The sequence below is a fragment of the Microbacterium sp. NPDC089987 genome (assembly GCF_044748505.1).
Lineage (GTDB): Bacteria > Actinomycetota > Actinomycetes > Actinomycetales > Microbacteriaceae > Microbacterium.
The window spans coordinates 1,253,455-1,267,925 of the sequence record NZ_JBIVGE010000001.1 but is presented as its reverse complement, the minus strand read 5'-3'; the positions used below and the strand labels follow the sequence as shown (position 1 = coordinate 1,267,925).

Sequence of the window (14,471 nt, the reverse complement as noted above, 5' to 3'; positions counted from 1 at the left end):
ATATCACCCCCGCGGGGCGACGGCAAGGCACCTCCGTGCCGCATGCCGTCGCCCCACAGTGGTGTCATGAGAACCACACCGACGGGATGGACGGAACCTGCTCCTGGCGTGCACCGGCTCGATGTTGCGCACGTCAACTGCTACCTGATCGAAGCCGAGGGCGGGCTGACCCTCGTCGATGCCGGACTGCCGCGTTCCAGCCGGCTGCTCGGAGCGCTGCTGAAGCGCATCGGCGCGGGAGTGCGCGATATCGACGCCGTGCTGCTGACCCACGGGCACTTCGATCATGTCGGGATGGCGCGCCCGCTCGCCGACCGCGGCGTCGGCTCGCTCGTGCATCCGGACGATGAGCGTCTGGCCCAGCACCCGTACCGCTATGCGCACGAGCAGCCCATCTGGTCATACCCGCTGCGCCACCCGCGCATCCTGCCCACGGTGGTGTCGATGGTGCAGGCCGGCGCGCTCCGGGTGAAGGGCGTGGCGGCTGAACCCGTCGTCGCCGACGGCGAGGTGATCGATGTACCAGGTCATCCTCGGGCGATCTGGACGCCCGGCCACACGAACGGACACTGCGGCTACTACTTCGAGAAGGCCGGTGTGCTGCTCTGCGGCGACGCGATCGTCACCCTCGACCCGTACACGGGCACGCAGGGGCCGCAGATCGTCGCGGGAGCGGCGACCGCCGACAGCACGAGGGCGCTGGCATCGCTGGATGCGCTGCGCGCGGTCGATCCCGCTGTCGTGCTCCCCGGGCACGGAGAGCCGTGGACGGACGGCATCGGCGTGGCGATCGATCAGGCGCTGCGCGCCGGAGCGCACTGACGCCCGACGCGCAGCGCAGCCGCCGCGATCAGCCGAGCGCGGCGGCGAGAGCCTCTGACGCGGTCGGATGCCGGAAATCGAAGCCGCTGCGGGTGAGCGCGGCGGGCGCGACGTCGGCATCCGCCAGCAGCAGGGAGTCGGCGGCGGCTCGACCGAGGCCCAGACGCAGCGCCCACGCCGGTGCGGGGACGAGGTATGGCCGATGCATCCGCGATGCCAGAGCGCGCCCGATCCCGCCCGCCGTCGCCCGATGCGGTCCGGTCAGGTTCACCGGACCGTGGATGTCGGAGTCGATGACGTGCCGGATCGCACGGACCTCATCCGGCAGCGAGATCCAGGGCCACACCTGTCGCCCAGAGCCCAGCGGCCCGCCCAGCCCCAGCCGGGTGAGAGCGATCATGGGTTTCAGCACGGCATCCGGATGCAGGATCGGCGCGGTGCGCAGCAGCGCGACCCGGGTTGCGGGGGTCGCTCGCATGGCCTCCCGCTCCCACTCCACGCAGATGCCGGCGAGGAAGGTCTCGCCGGGAGCACCCGTCTCGTCGAGACGGGTGCCGGGCTGATCGCCGTAGTAGCCGACGGCCGATGCCGACAGCAGGGCCGGTGCATCCGTCTTCAGGGCGAGCAGCGCGTCGGCCAGGACCGAGGTGGGCTGGAGGCGCGATTCTCGCAGGATGCCCCGGTAGCGCGGGCCCCACGGCAGCCTGCCGATGCTCGCACCGTTGAGGTTGACGACGGCCGCCGCACCGGCGAGCACGTCGGGGTCGAGCCGTCTGCCGGTGAGCCACTCGACTTCGTCGCTGCTGCGGGCGGGGCGCCTTACCAAGTGCACCACGCGGATGCCGTCTGCGCGGAGTGATCGCGTGAGCGCGCTGCCGATGAGGCCGCTCGCTCCCGATACGACGATGCGTGAGTCGTTCATGCTCCTGCACTCAGCACGACCTTGATGCAGCCGTCCTCCTTGCGCTGGAAGGTGCGGTACAGCTCGGGTGCATCGTCGAGCGGGGCCCGGTGCGTGACGAGGTCCATCACGCCCAGCGGATCAGCATCGTCTTCCACGAGAGGGAGGATCTCGTCGGTCCAGCGCTTGACGTTGCACTGGCCCATGCGCAGCGAGATCTGCTGGTCGAACATCGTCTTCATCGGCAGGATGTCGGCATCGCCCGCGTAGACACCGCTCAGCGACACCGTGCCGCCGCGGCGGACCAGTTCGATGGCGGCGTGCAGTGCGGCGAGCCGATCGACGCCCGCGTGCTCGAGCACCGGTCGTGACAGCGGGTCGGGCAGCAGCCCCACCGCCTGCTGCACCAGGGAGATCGCCGGGCTGCCGTGCGCCTCCAGTCCCACTGCGTCGATCACCGAGTCCGCGCCGCGGCCGGCGGTGAGGTCGCGCAGATGCGGGATGGTGTCGTCGTCGAGGTCGAAGACCTCGATGTCGTGACGCGCAGCCATGGCGCGGCGTTCGGGTACGGGGTCGACCGCCAGCACCCGGTGCCCGCGGGAGCGTGCGATACGGGCCGCGAACTGCCCGACCGGGCCCAGCCCGAGCACGGCGACGGTGCCGTCGGCGGGGACGTGTGCGTACTCGACGCCCTGCCATGCGGTGGGCAGGATGTCGCTGAGGAACAGGTAGCGGTCATCGGGCAGATCGCCGCCGACCTTCACGTGGTTGTAGTCGGCCAGAGGCACGCGCAGATACTCCGCCTGCCCGCCGGGCACCTGGCCGTACAGCTTCGTGTACCCGAACAGCGCGGCGCCGCTGCCGTACTCGCGCACCTGCGTGGTCTCGCACTGCGACTGCAGACCGCGCTGGCAGAACCAGCAGGTGCCGCAGGAGATGTTGAACGGGATGACGACGCGGTCGCCGGGTGTCAGATTGCGGATCTCCGAGCCGACTTCGACGACCTCGCCCATGGTCTCGTGGCCGAGGATGTCACCTCGGTCGATGAACGGCCCGAGCAGCTCGTAGAGATGCAGATCCGAGCCGCAGATCGCGGTGGAGGTGACGCGGATGATGGCGTCAGTCGGTTCGAGGATGCTCGGGTCGGGCACGTGCTCGATACGGACATCGCGCTTGCCGTGCCAGGTCAATGCCTTCATGAGAGGGTCCTCTGCTCGTCGTGCTGATGATCGGTGATGGGTTCTGCTTCTCGTGCGGCTGCCGCGTGCACGCATCCGCCGGACGCGGGCATGGTGGGCAGCCGACGTCGATCGACGTCGAGACCCTCCGGCGCGATCTGCACCCGCGGGTCGCTGAGAGCGGCGATCGCCGCGGAGAGCCCGGCGATCGCGAGCTTCTCGCCGGGGCAGCGGTGACCGGTGGCGACACCGGCGCCGCCGTGCGGGATGAACGCCGGGATGGCCTCGTAATCGGGCCGGTGGATGAAGCGCTCGGGACGGAACTCGGCAGCGTCGTCCCACGACGCGTCGTCCAGGTCTGTGCCCAGGATGTCCATGACGACCCGTCCGCCTGCCGGGACGTGCTGGCCATCGAAGTCGATGTCGGTGAGAGCCCGGCCCGGCAGCATCGGCACGAAGGGCGCCGTTCGCCGGATCTCCTGCGCGAAGGCCACGGCGAGCTGCCCGCCCACGAGCTCGCCGCTGCGTGCGGTCTCGGCATGGATGCGCAGGCGCCAGTCGGGATTCTCGAGCAGCCGCTTGGCTGCGAAGGCGACGAAGCGTGCGACGGCGACGAGCGGACGGATGCTGTTCTGCAGTTCGACGCCCGCCAGCCGTTCGGGGAGCAGCCTCCCATCGGGTCCGCGGTGCCACGCCCACTCGTGCAGCGCGGTGCCCTCCGGTGGAGTGAGGATGCCGGCGCGCACGTCGTGGATGAGCCTCGCCGCACGGCGATCGGACCAGAGCCGGTTGAACAGAGCCTCGCCGAACGCGGGGGAGAACGGGCTGCCGAACCCGTCGACGATCTGCGCCAGCCGAGTCGCCCATCTCGTGCGGGCCTCGTCGGAGCCGGGGAGCCCGGCCCACTGCATCCCGGCCCGGCCGAAGGCGCCGACTGCCGCGTCGTACGCGGTGCGGTGGCCGCCCGCGATCCACTCGTCGAGTTCGCGCCGCCATTCGCGCTCGAGCTCCGGCTGCAGGCGCCGCACCTGCTCGTCTTCATAGGCGACGTCCACGAAGGTGGCCTTGCGATGACGGTGATCGGAGCCGTCGAGGCTGTGCACCGATCCATGGCCGAACAGCGTCTCCTGCACGAAACGGGGCATGGCGCCGTGGCGGGCGATACGGGACCCGTCGTAGAACAGGTTGACGCCCTCAGCGCCGCGCACGAACGCCGCCCGATGCCCGAGAAGTCGCATCGGGGCGCCGCGCGCTCCGTCGCGGACCCGCGACCAGATGCGGGCGCCGAGGTCGTACCCGTGCACGAGGAGAAGGGGAGCGTCGTCTGCGATCCGGTGAAGCATGCGACCAGCCTGGACACCGCGCGCGGATGTGTGAACGGGGGCGCGATTCGCGGCCGTCTGTGCTAGGCCGTCTCCTGCTCCGGTTGTGCGCGGCTGAACGACGAAACCCCGTCAGATCACTGACGGGGTTCCTGGATGGTGGGCGATACCGGACTCGAACCGATGACCTCTTCCGTGTGAAGGAAGCGCGCTACCAACTGCGCCAATCGCCCATGTGGAGTTGTTTCGTGCACGGTGGCACAGTCAGAAAGCATACCCGATCCGTGCGGGCGTCCAGACACCGTGCGGCTCGCCGGGCGTGGCGGCTGGGGCCGGGTGGAAAGACACGCCCGGCGGCGTGGAGCGGTTTGGCGATGCGCCGATCCTGGGCTAATGTATTTCAAGTGCCCGGGAAGCCGGGAACGACAACAGAATATGCGGATGTAGCGCAGTTGGTAGCGCATCACCTTGCCAAGGTGAGGGTCGCGAGTTCGAGTCTCGTCATCCGCTCGAGTGCAGGAGCCCCCTTCAGGGGGTTTCGGCATGTGGGTTCGAATCCACCTCGCGGTGGCGTGGCCGAGAGGCTAGGCACCGGCCTGCAAAGCCGTTTACACGGGTTCGAATCCCGTCGCCACCTCTCTGACAACTGAACAGCCTTCTAGGCGCGATTGGCGCAGCGGTAGCGCGCTTCCCTGACACGGAAGAGGTCACTGGTTCGATCCCAGTATCGCGCACAGACAGAGACCCCCGGATGAGTCCGGGGGTTTTCTCGTTTCCGGATGCTCGTTGCAGACGGACTTGTCTTGCGAGTCGACCCGGCGAGCGCAACCCCCTCTTCCATGTCAAACGAGGTGGTTACCGTCGCTGCATGACCATGGTGCAGATGCAGCAGGCGATCATTCTGATCGATGACGACGACAGCATCCCGCTGGAGCGCGACCAGGACATCGGCGATCTGAAGAGTCGCATCGAAGAGGCTGCCGCGCAGAGCCGGTTCGTCGATTTCCGGACCGCCGAGGGAGCAGAGGTGTCCGTTCTGCTCTCACCGCACAGCCGCGTGCGGATCGCCGTTCTGCCGCACCGTCTCGAGGCGCTCGACATCGTGCAGCCGGGCGGCTTCGACGACCTGCCGGCCGATCTCCTGTAGGCGTCGAAGCGCGGGGTCGGGTCAGCGAGACCGGCGCATGCTCTCGTACGCGGCGAGCGCCGCCTTGCGCGTCTCGCCGAGGTCGACGATCGGCTCGAGCCGGGCATCCCCGACCCAGTCCCGGACGTAGTGGCCATCGCGATCGAACTTCTTCGCCTGCAGTTCGGGGTTGAACACCCGGAAGTACGGCGCGGCGTCAGCGCCGGAGCCGGCGACCCACTGCCAGTTGAACGGATTCGAGGCGTCATCGGCGTCGACCAGCGTGTCCCAGAACCACTCCTCGCCGCGGCGCCAGTCGACGAGCAGGTTCTTGATCAGGAACGACGCCGTCACCATCCGCACCCGGTTGTGCATGAAGCCGGTGTGCCACAGCTCGCGCATCCCGGCATCCACCAGTGGGATGCCCGTCTCGCCGCGCTGCCATGCGGTCAGCCGACCCGGCTTCAGCCGGGGCCAGGGGAACGCGTCGAACTCGGGGCGGAGGTTGCGGGTCGCAAGCTCCGGGAAGTGGAACAGGGTGTGCCAGGCGAACTCGCGCCAGCCGATCTCGGAGAGGAAGCGCCCAGCGCCCTCGTGCTCCGTCGCGGCGTGCCAGACGGTGAAAGGGCTCAGCTCGCCCCACCGCAGTCGCGGTGACAGCAGGGAGGTGATGCCCGCCGCCGGCTCATCGCGCGTGGTGTCGTACTGCGCCAGGTCTTCGCGGAGGAAATCCCTCAGCCGTGCGCGCGCAGCCGGCTCGCCCGGCTCCCACATCTCGCGCAGACCACCCGCCCAGTCTGGAGCGGTGGGCAGCAGCGACCAGTCGTCGAGATCGTCGGATGCCGGGATCCGGGCAGGTCCCTGGATTTCGCGGGGCTCCGGCAGCGGAGCGCGCGGCGCGGGAAGAGCCTGGCACGCGCGCCAGAAGGGCGTGAACACCGAGAAATGGGTGCCGCTGCCTGTCCGCACCGTCCACGGCTCGAAGAGGAGCGATGCCGCGAACGAGCGCACCTCTATTCCGCGTTCACGCAGGTCCGTCTTGATCTGCGTGTCCACGTCCCGCTGCGGCCCGCCGTAGCGCCGGTTCCAGAACACCGCACCGGCGCCAGTCTGCGCGACCAGCTCCGCGATGACGGGCGCCGCAGCACCTCGACGCAGCACGAACGCGCCGCCGCGCTCGATCACGCGGTCGCGCAGAGATGCGAGCGAGTGATGCAGCCACCAGCGGGCGGCGCCCCCGAGCATCCGGAAGCCGGGGGATTCCTCGTCGAGGACGTACACGGCGATGATCGGCTCGTCCCGGTCGATCGCCGCACGCAGGGCGGGGTTGTCTGCGAGGCGCAGGTCATCGCGGAACCACACGATCGAGGGGGACGTCATGCGCACAGCATCCCAGATGCCGCGTACCAGGGGCAGCGTTCGCACGGTTCGACTCGCAGAGTCAACCCCCTACGGCCGAGCGGTCGCGCCGCCCTACGGTGGTCACATCGGAGCTCAGGTGAGCTCCAGAACGGAAAGGAGCGGTCATGAATCCCCTTCTCATCATCATCGCGGTCATCGCGATCATCCTGGCAATCACGGGTGGGCTGGTGCAGTCCCTGAACTTCCTGCTGTGGGTCGGACTGGTCCTTCTTGCGCTCGCGGTGATCGCGTGGCTCATCAGGGCGGTCTCGGGTCGTAACACGAGCGTGTGACCTCCGACCCCGCGTCGATCGTCAACGGGTAAACGATCGGCGCTCGGCCCCGGTACGCAGAGCGAGAGCTCGCGGACCGGGGCTTTCCTGTGTCCGGGGCGCGGATGCGGGATGCCGGGACGCCGGCGGCGTAGACTTCAGGACATGGAATCCGCGTCGACCGCTCTCGTGACCTCTGTCACCGCTGTCGTCGCGCGAACTACGGACGCCTGAGCGGGCAGGGGCGCGTTCGCGCCTGCAGCTGAGTGGTCCACTTCCATCGTCTATCTGGAGAAACCCGTGTCAGACATCGCCCAGCCTCGTGCCGACAAGCGCGACGGCTTCGCCCTGTTCACCGATCGTTCCGTCATCGCCATGCGCGTGAACGGCGAGCTGAAGGATCTCGCCGCGACCGTCGCCGACAGCGACGTCGTCGAGGCGATCACCATCGACAGCCCCGACGGGCTCGCCATCCTGCGCCACTCCACGGCGCACGTGCTGGCCCAGGCCGTACAGCGCATACGCCCGCAGGCGAACCTCGGCATCGGTCCGTTCATCACCGACGGCTTCTACTACGACTTCGGCGTCGATGAGCCCTTCACCCCGGAGGACCTCAAGGCCATCTCGAAGGAGATGCAGCGCATCGTCCGCGAGGGTCAGCGCTTCACCCGCCGAGTGGTCACCGAAGACGAAGCACGAGCGGAGCTGGCGAACGAGCCGTTCAAGCTCGAGCTCATCGACCTCGCGGGCGGCCCCGGGTCGGGCGCGGATGCCGCAGAAGGCGCATCCGTCGAAGTCGGAGCCGGCGAGCTGACCATCTACGACAACGTCACCAAGGACGGCGAGGTCGCCTGGAAGGATCTCTGCCGTGGCCCGCACGTGCCGAGCACCCGCATGGTCGGCAACGGCTGGGACCTCACCCGCGTCGCGGCCGCCTATTGGCGCGGCAGCGAGAAGAACCCGCAGCTGCAGCGCATCTACGGCACGGCATGGCCGACCAAGGACGAGCTGCGCGCCTATCAGGAGCGTCTGGCCGAGGCCGAGCGTCGCGATCACCGCAAGCTCGGTGTCGAGATGGACCTGTTCTCCTTCCCGGACGAGATCGGCTCGGGCCTCGCGGTGTTCCACCCCAAGGGCGGCATCATCCGCTACGAGATCGAGGAGAACCTGCGTCGCCATCTGCTGCGCAACGGCTACGAGGTGGTGAACAGCCCGCACATCACCAAGAAGGACCTGTTCATGACCTCCGGTCATCTGCAGACCTATGCCGACGGCATGTTCCCTCCGATGCACCTCGATGAGGCGCGTGATGACGAGGGGAACATCACCCGGCAGGGCCAGGACTACTACCTGAAGCCCATGAACTGCCCGTTCCACAACCTCATCTTCCGCTCGCGCGGCCGCAGCTACCGTGAGCTTCCGCTGCGGATGGCGGAGTTCGGCACCGTGTACCGCTACGAGAAGAGCGGCACCCTGTCGGGGCTCACCCGCGTGCGAGGCCTGACCCAGGACGATGCGCACATCTACGTCACGCAGGACCAGGTGCGCGAGGAGCTCGCGACCAACCTGAACCTCGTGCTCACCCTGCTGCGCGACTACGGCCTCAACGACTTCTACCTCGAGCTGTCCACGAATGAAGAGGGCAACGACAAGTTCCTCGGCGACCCCGAGCAGTGGACGACCGCGATCGACACCCTGCGCGAGGTCGCCCTCGAGTCGGGTCTCGAGCTGGTCGCCGACCCGGGCGGAGCCGCGTTCTACGGCCCGAAGATCTCGGTGCAGGCGCGTGACGCGATCGGACGCACCTGGCAGATGTCGACCATTCAGCTCGACTTCAACCAGCCCGAGCGGTTCGAGCTCGAGTACACCGGCCCCGACGGCCAGAAGCACCGCCCGGTGATGATCCACCGCGCGCTGCTCGGCTCGGTCGAGCGCTTCTTCGCCATCCTGCTCGAGCACTACGCCGGCGACTTCCCGCTGTGGCTGGCTCCGGTGCAGGTGATGGGCGTGCCCGTCGCCGACCAGTACGGCGAGTACCTCGACGGCGTCGTCGCCCAGCTGCGTGAAGCCGGGGTCCGTGCCGACGTCGACCACTCCGACGACCGGATGCAGAAGAAGATCCGCAATCACACCACTGCGAAGGTGCCGGTGATCCTCATCGCGGGCGAGCAGGATCGCGCCGCCGGCACGGTCTCGTTCCGCTTCCGCGACGGGTCGCAGGAGAACGGGGTGCCGGTCGCGGATGCCGTGTCGCGCATCCGCTCGGCGATCGCGAGCCACGCGCGCGTCATGACGTCGGGGGACCTCGCTTGACTGAACTCGAAGACGGCAGTCGTCTTGCCGGCGTGCCGGACGAGTTCCAGCGCCTGTGGACGCCGCACCGGATGGCGTACATCAAGGCGGGCCCGCAGCCGCTTCGCGACGAGTGCCCGTTCTGCGAGGCGCCGAAGCATCCGGACGAGGAGCGGCTGATCGTCGCCCGCGGCGAGACCGCCTTCGTGGTTCTCAACCTGTTCCCGTACAACTCCGGTCACCTGCTGGTGTGCCCGTACCGCCACATCGGCACGTACGACCAGGCGACACCCGAGGAGGTCGCCGAGATCGGCGCACTCACTCAGACGGGCATGCGGGTGCTGCGCGAGGTGTCACGCTGCGACGGCTTCAACCTCGGCATGAACCAGGGCGAGGTCGCCGGCGCCGGCGTCGCCGCCCACCTGCACCAGCACATCGTGCCGCGGTGGGCGACGGATGCCAACTTCTTCCCGATCATCGCGAAGACCAAGGCCCTGCCGCAGCTGCTGGGCGAGATCCGCGAGGCTGTCGCGAACGCCTGGCCGCGCTGAGGCCGCTGAGTCCGAGTGCAGCAGGTCAGCGCACCTGGTGCGCGGTGAACTGCATCCGGGGGTTCGCGTAGGCCTCCTGCGACTGGACGAGACGCAGCTCGCGGTCTCCGGAGTCGAGGGTGTTCTGCAGCAGGTCGAACACGCTGGACACCGTGCGCTCGAGGGCGAGCTTCGCGTCGCCGGTCGAGGTGTAGTGCGCGGTGAACAGGGCTGCGGTCACGTCGCCTGAGCCGTTCGCCTTCATCGGCAGATGCGGCGTGGCGACGAGCCAGGCGCCCTTGTCATCGGCGGCGAGCATCTCGATCGTGCCCTCTTCGCGGTCGGGGCGCTCGACGGAGGTCACCAGCACGGTCGAGGGCCCCATCGCCATCGCGGCGTCGACCGAGGCGAGCGTGGACTCGAGATCCGACGGATCGGTGTCGGTCAGAAAGCCGAGCTCGAACTGGTTCGGCGTGATGATGTCGGCGACGGGCACAACCCTGTCGCGCAGCAGCACGGGGATCGCCGGGGCGACGAAGCATCCCGATTTCGCGTTTCCCATCACCGGGTCGCAGGCGTACACCGCATCCGGGTTGGCGGCCTTAGCCCGAGCGACGGCGTCGATGATCACGTCGGCGATGCCCTCGCCGCCCTGATAGCCGCTGAGCACCGCGTCGATCTCGCCGAAGACGCCGCGCTCCTCGATGCCGGTGATCACCTCTCGCACATCCGACGGGTCGATCATCGGTCCGCGCCAGGAGCCGTAGCCGGTGTGGTTGGAGAAGTTGACCGTGTACACCGGCAGCACATCGACGCCGAGGCGCTGCAGTGGGAAGACGGCCGCGGAGTTTCCGACGTGACCGTGCGCGACGGCCGACTGGATCGAGAGGATCTTCATCCTTTCATCCTCTCACTGCAGCCGCAGCCAGGTCATCGATGAGGCGGGCACTCTCGGCATCCGTCAGATCGTGCACGGTGAGGCGAAGATGGCGGGACGGACCCGCGGTCTCGTCGAGCAGGAACTCATCGCCGGGGCGGGCGAGCCAGCCACGGCGCATGAGCCGCTCGGCGGCGATGCGTGCGGTCGTCTCAAGCTGCACCCACAGGCTCAGCCCGTCGGTCGACATGGTCCGGATGCCGCGGGCTTGCAGCGCCTTGGCGAATGCCGCGTTGCGGTCGGCGTAGTGCGCGGCAGCGCGGGAGATCTGCGCTCGGGCGTCGGGGTCGGTGAGCTGCGCGTGCGCCAGGCGCTGCAGCAGGTGGCTCACCCACGTGGTGCCAGGGCTGAGACGCATCGCCAGCCGCTCCGCGGTCGTCGGATCCGTGCCGGCGAGGGCGAGGCACATGTCGGGCCCGAGGAACTTCGACACCGAGCGGATCAGTGCGTACCGGCGATGCTCGCGGCCGATCAGCGAGGCGTACGGGTGGGGCGAGAGCAGTGAGAAGTGGTCGTCCTCGATGATCAGGACGTAGGGATGATCGGCGAGCACCTCGCGCAGCGCCGCGGCGCGAGCGGGGGAGAGGCTCACGCCGGTGGGGTTCTGCGCGCGAGGCGTGCTGATGACGGCGCGAACCCCCGCGTCGAGGGCCGCGCGCAGGCCGTCGACCGTCATGCCCTCCTCATCGACGGGCACCGGGACGGCACGATAGCCCCCGAGCCGGACAGTGTGGATGCTGGAGAGGAAGCACGGGTCCTCCAGAGCGACCGCATCGTCGCGCGTGAGCGCCTGCGCGAGCAGCCGCTCGACCGCGTCGACGGCACCGCTGGTCACGATCACGCGCAGGTCGTCGCGGGGGAGGTCGGCGAGCATCCACTCGCGAGTCCACTGCTCGAGCCCGGCGTCGATCACCGGCTCGCCGTACAGCACGGGGCGCCCGACGATCCGCCCCAGCGCGGGCGTGGGATCGGGGATCAGGGTTGGGTCGGGGTTTCCGGATGCCACGTCGCGCAGCACGGTGTCTGCGACGCCCTCCTGCGCCACGGGCTCACCGCCCGCCATGATCGTCCCGGCGCGACCGCGGGAGACGACGAGCCCTGCCTGTGCCAGCTGGCGATACGCGGCCACGGCGGTGTTGCGGTTCACCCCGAGCATGGTCGCGAGCTCGCGCACCGAAGGCAGCAGGTCGCCGGGGCGCAGCGACCCGCGCTCGCGCAGACCGCGCACGCTGTCGGCTATCTCGGCAGCGGAGGTTCCGGTGATCGTCGCGTCCATCACCCCGATTCTATGGTGCTATCGTTTGGCATAGGCCAAAGCGCGGATTGTCACAACGAGGAGTGATCATGGCATCCACCGACCAGAACCCGACCACCGGATCGCAGCGCGTCAAGCGCGGTCTCGCCGAGATGCTCAAGGGCGGCGTCATCATGGACGTCGTCACCGCCGAGCAGGCGAAGATCGCCGAAGACGCGGGCGCCGTCGCCGTCATGGCGCTCGAGCGCGTGCCGGCCGACATCCGTGCCCAGGGCGGGGTGTCGCGGATGAGCGACCCCGACATGATCGACAGCATCATCTCCTCGGTCTCGATCCCCGTGATGGCCAAGGCCCGCATCGGGCACTTCGTCGAGGCGCAGGTGCTGCAGGAGCTCGGCGTCGACTACATCGACGAGTCCGAGGTCCTCTCGCCCGCCGACTATGTGAACCACATCGACAAGTGGCCGTTCACCGTGCCGTTCGTCTGCGGCGCCACTCACCTCGGTGAGGCGCTGCGGCGCATCACCGAGGGCGCGGCGATGATCCGCTCGAAGGGCGAGGCCGGCACCGGAGACGTCTCCGAGGCGATGAAGCACATCCGCAAGATCCGCGGCGAGATCGCCGCCCTCGGCGCCCTGTCGAAGGACGAGCTCTACGTCGCCGCCAAGGAGCTGCAGGCGCCGTACGAGCTGGTCGCCGAGATCGCCGAGACCGGCGAACTGCCCGTCGTCCTCTTCGTCGCCGGCGGTGTCGCGACCCCGGCCGACGCCGCGATGATGATGCAGCTCGGTGCGGACGGCGTCTTCGTCGGGTCGGGCATCTTCAAGTCGGGTGACCCGGTCGCCCGAGCCAAGGCGATCGTCAAGGCGACAGCGTTCTACGACGACCCGAAGGTGATCGCCGAGGCCTCGCGCGGCCTGGGCGAGGCCATGGTCGGCATCAACGTCACCGATCTTCCGGCGCCCCACCGCCTCGCCGAGCGCGGCTGGTGACCATGGCGCGCGTCGGGGTGCTCGCGCTGCAGGGTGACGTGCGCGAGCACGCCGCCATGCTCGAGCACCTCGGTGCAGAGGTCGTGCGCGTGCGCCGGCCGGAGGAGTTCGCCTCCGTCGACGGTCTCGTGATCCCCGGCGGGGAGTCGAGCGTGATCGACAAGCTCACCCGCATGTTCGGGCTCGCAGAGCCGATCCGTGCGGCCATCCGCGAGGGGATGCCCGTGTTCGGCACCTGCGCCGGACTGATCATGCTCGCCGATCGCCTCGCTGACGCGATTGAAGGACAGCAGACGTTCGGCGGGCTCGACGTCACCGTGCGGCGCAATGCATTCGGCCGTCAGGTCGACTCGTTCGAGGGGCCGGTCGCGGTGCCGGCGCTGGGCGATGAACCGGTGCACGCGGCGTTCATCCGCGGACCGGTGGTCGAGTCGGTGGGTCCGGATGCCGCGGTGCTGGCGTCCCTGGAGGATGGAACGGTGGTCGCGGTCGAGCAGGAGAACCTGCTGGGGATCAGCTTCCATCCGGAGATCTCCGGAGAGACGCGGTTCCATGAGCGATTCCTGCGGAGGGTCGGCGACCGGCGCTGAAGCGCATCCCGTGCTATTCGATAGAATGGACGGCGCCCTGGAGGCGACTCCAGGCGCAGACGACGAGCGGAGACATATGTCCGGGCATTCCAAGTGGGCCACGACCAAGCACAAGAAGGCCGTCATCGATTCGCGCCGTGCCAAGTCGTGGGCGAAGCTCATCAAGAACATCGAGGTCGCCGCGAAGCTCGGCGGACCCGACCAGGCCGGCAACCCGACGCTGTTCGACGCGGTGCTCAAGGCCAAGAAGATGTCGGTCCCGAAGGACAACATCGACCGCGCGGTGAAGCGCGGTGCGGGCATCGGCGGCGAGGCCGTCGAGTACACATCGATCATGTACGAGGGCTACGGACCCAACGGCGTCGCCCTCATGATCGAGTGTCTGACCGACAACAAGAACCGTGCTGCGGCAGAGGTGCGCACCGCCCTCACCCGCAACGGCGGCACTCTGGCCGACCCCGGATCGGTCGCCTACAACTTCACCCGCAAGGGCGTGATCGTCGTCGGCTCCGAGGGAACCACCGAGGACGACGTGATGATGGCGGCCCTCGAGGCCGGCGCCGAGGAGATCGAGCCGCACGCCGAGGGCTTTCAGGTGATCGCCGAGGCGACCGATCTGGTGGCCGTGCGCACCGGCCTGCAGGACGCCGGCATCGACTACGACTCGGCCGACATCGAGTTCGTGCCGAACCTCAAGGTCGAGATCGACGCCGACACGGCACGCAAGGTCTTCCGCCTCATCGACGCGCTCGAAGACAGCGACGACGTGCAGAACGTCTTCGCCAACTTCGACCTGACTCCCGAGGTGCAGGCCGAGCTCGAGAGCGACGACGAGGAGTAGCCCTTCGACAGG

At 68.7% G+C, this 14,471-nt stretch carries 14 protein-coding genes and 4 tRNA genes; 11 read left to right on the top strand and 7 right to left on the bottom strand.

What is annotated here, in order from left to right; translation table 11 throughout:
• Positions 1-66: 66 nt before the first annotated feature.
• The gene (locus ACIPV2_RS05975; RefSeq protein ID WP_101186647.1) at positions 67-822 is read left to right on the top strand and encodes an MBL fold metallo-hydrolase; all 756 of its coding nucleotides are present in this window, start codon (positions 67-69) and stop codon (positions 820-822) included.
• A gap of 28 nt (positions 823-850) precedes the next feature.
• Here ACIPV2_RS05975 and ACIPV2_RS05970 read toward each other — a convergent pair whose 3' ends face one another.
• The 4 genes from ACIPV2_RS05970 to ACIPV2_RS05955 all read right to left on the bottom strand — a co-directional run bounded on the left by ACIPV2_RS05970 (position 851) and on the right by ACIPV2_RS05955 (position 4,456).
• Positions 851-1,744: a TIGR01777 family oxidoreductase gene (locus tag ACIPV2_RS05970; protein ID WP_400839345.1), complete on the bottom strand. Its 894-nt coding sequence runs from the start codon at positions 1,742-1,744 to the stop codon at positions 851-853.
• A complete protein-coding gene (locus ACIPV2_RS05965; RefSeq protein ID WP_400839343.1) occupies positions 1,741-2,922 on the bottom strand; it encodes a zinc-dependent alcohol dehydrogenase in 1,182 nt (393 codons plus the stop codon). The genes ACIPV2_RS05970 and ACIPV2_RS05965 overlap by 4 nt, the downstream gene beginning before the upstream one ends.
• On the bottom strand, positions 2,919-4,244 hold the full coding sequence (locus ACIPV2_RS05960; protein ID WP_400839341.1) for a cytochrome P450: 1,326 nt from the start codon (positions 4,242-4,244) through the stop codon (positions 2,919-2,921). The genes ACIPV2_RS05965 and ACIPV2_RS05960 overlap by 4 nt, the downstream gene beginning before the upstream one ends.
• A gap of 136 nt (positions 4,245-4,380) precedes the next feature.
• Positions 4,381-4,456, bottom strand: a tRNA-Val gene (locus ACIPV2_RS05955).
• Between the two features lie 204 nt (positions 4,457-4,660).
• Between ACIPV2_RS05955 and ACIPV2_RS05950 the strand changes: the two genes are divergently transcribed.
• From ACIPV2_RS05950 to ACIPV2_RS05935, 4 genes are all read left to right on the top strand, one after another.
• A tRNA-Gly gene (locus tag ACIPV2_RS05950) sits at positions 4,661-4,733 on the top strand.
• A 56-nt stretch (positions 4,734-4,789) separates the two neighbouring features.
• A tRNA-Cys gene (locus tag ACIPV2_RS05945) sits at positions 4,790-4,860 on the top strand.
• Positions 4,861-4,885: 25 nt separating this feature from the next.
• Positions 4,886-4,957: transfer RNA gene (locus tag ACIPV2_RS05940), tRNA-Val, on the top strand.
• 134 nt (positions 4,958-5,091) lie between these two features.
• The gene (locus tag ACIPV2_RS05935; RefSeq protein WP_400839339.1) at positions 5,092-5,370 is read left to right on the top strand and encodes a hypothetical protein; all 279 of its coding nucleotides are present in this window, start codon (positions 5,092-5,094) and stop codon (positions 5,368-5,370) included.
• Positions 5,371-5,391: 21 nt separating this feature from the next.
• Here the strand turns inward: ACIPV2_RS05935 and ACIPV2_RS05930 are convergent, their stop codons facing one another.
• Entirely contained in the window at positions 5,392-6,729 is a 1,338-nt protein-coding gene (locus tag ACIPV2_RS05930; protein WP_400839337.1) for a cryptochrome/photolyase family protein, read from the bottom strand.
• 146 nt (positions 6,730-6,875) lie between these two features.
• Between ACIPV2_RS05930 and ACIPV2_RS05925 the strand changes: the two genes are divergently transcribed.
• From ACIPV2_RS05925 to ACIPV2_RS05915, 3 genes are all read left to right on the top strand, one after another.
• The gene (locus ACIPV2_RS05925) at positions 6,876-7,043 is read left to right on the top strand and encodes a hypothetical protein (RefSeq protein WP_177243763.1); all 168 of its coding nucleotides are present in this window, start codon (positions 6,876-6,878) and stop codon (positions 7,041-7,043) included.
• Positions 7,044-7,397: 354 nt separating this feature from the next.
• Entirely contained in the window at positions 7,398-9,335 is a 1,938-nt protein-coding gene (gene thrS, locus ACIPV2_RS05920) for a threonine--tRNA ligase (RefSeq protein ID WP_400839939.1), read from the top strand.
• A complete protein-coding gene (locus tag ACIPV2_RS05915; protein WP_400839334.1) occupies positions 9,332-9,865 on the top strand; it encodes an HIT family protein in 534 nt (177 codons plus the stop codon). Before thrS ends, ACIPV2_RS05915 begins: the two co-directional genes overlap by 4 nt.
• 25 nt (positions 9,866-9,890) lie before the next feature.
• Here ACIPV2_RS05915 and pdxY read toward each other — a convergent pair whose 3' ends face one another.
• Both pdxY and ACIPV2_RS05905 read right to left on the bottom strand, forming a co-directional pair.
• Entirely contained in the window at positions 9,891-10,742 is an 852-nt protein-coding gene (pdxY, locus tag ACIPV2_RS05910; RefSeq protein ID WP_400839332.1) for a pyridoxal kinase PdxY, read from the bottom strand.
• A gap of 4 nt (positions 10,743-10,746) precedes the next feature.
• Positions 10,747-12,057 carry an aminotransferase class I/II-fold pyridoxal phosphate-dependent enzyme gene (locus ACIPV2_RS05905; RefSeq protein ID WP_400839330.1) on the bottom strand — a complete coding sequence of 437 codons (1,311 nt, stop codon included), beginning with the start codon at positions 12,055-12,057 and terminating at the stop codon, positions 10,747-10,749.
• Between the two features lie 68 nt (positions 12,058-12,125).
• On the opposite strand from ACIPV2_RS05905, the gene pdxS reads away from it, so the two are divergent.
• The 3 genes from pdxS to ACIPV2_RS05890 all read left to right on the top strand — a co-directional run bounded on the left by pdxS (position 12,126) and on the right by ACIPV2_RS05890 (position 14,459).
• Positions 12,126-13,028, top strand: coding sequence for a pyridoxal 5'-phosphate synthase lyase subunit PdxS (gene pdxS, locus ACIPV2_RS05900; RefSeq protein WP_400839328.1), 903 nt, complete (start codon positions 12,126-12,128; stop codon positions 13,026-13,028).
• A 2-nt stretch (positions 13,029-13,030) separates the two neighbouring features.
• On the top strand, positions 13,031-13,618 hold the full coding sequence (pdxT, locus tag ACIPV2_RS05895; RefSeq protein ID WP_400839326.1) for a pyridoxal 5'-phosphate synthase glutaminase subunit PdxT: 588 nt from the start codon (positions 13,031-13,033) through the stop codon (positions 13,616-13,618).
• A gap of 76 nt (positions 13,619-13,694) precedes the next feature.
• Positions 13,695-14,459, top strand: coding sequence for a YebC/PmpR family DNA-binding transcriptional regulator (locus ACIPV2_RS05890; RefSeq protein WP_101186636.1), 765 nt, complete (start codon positions 13,695-13,697; stop codon positions 14,457-14,459).
• The last annotated feature ends 12 nt before the right edge of the window (positions 14,460-14,471 follow it).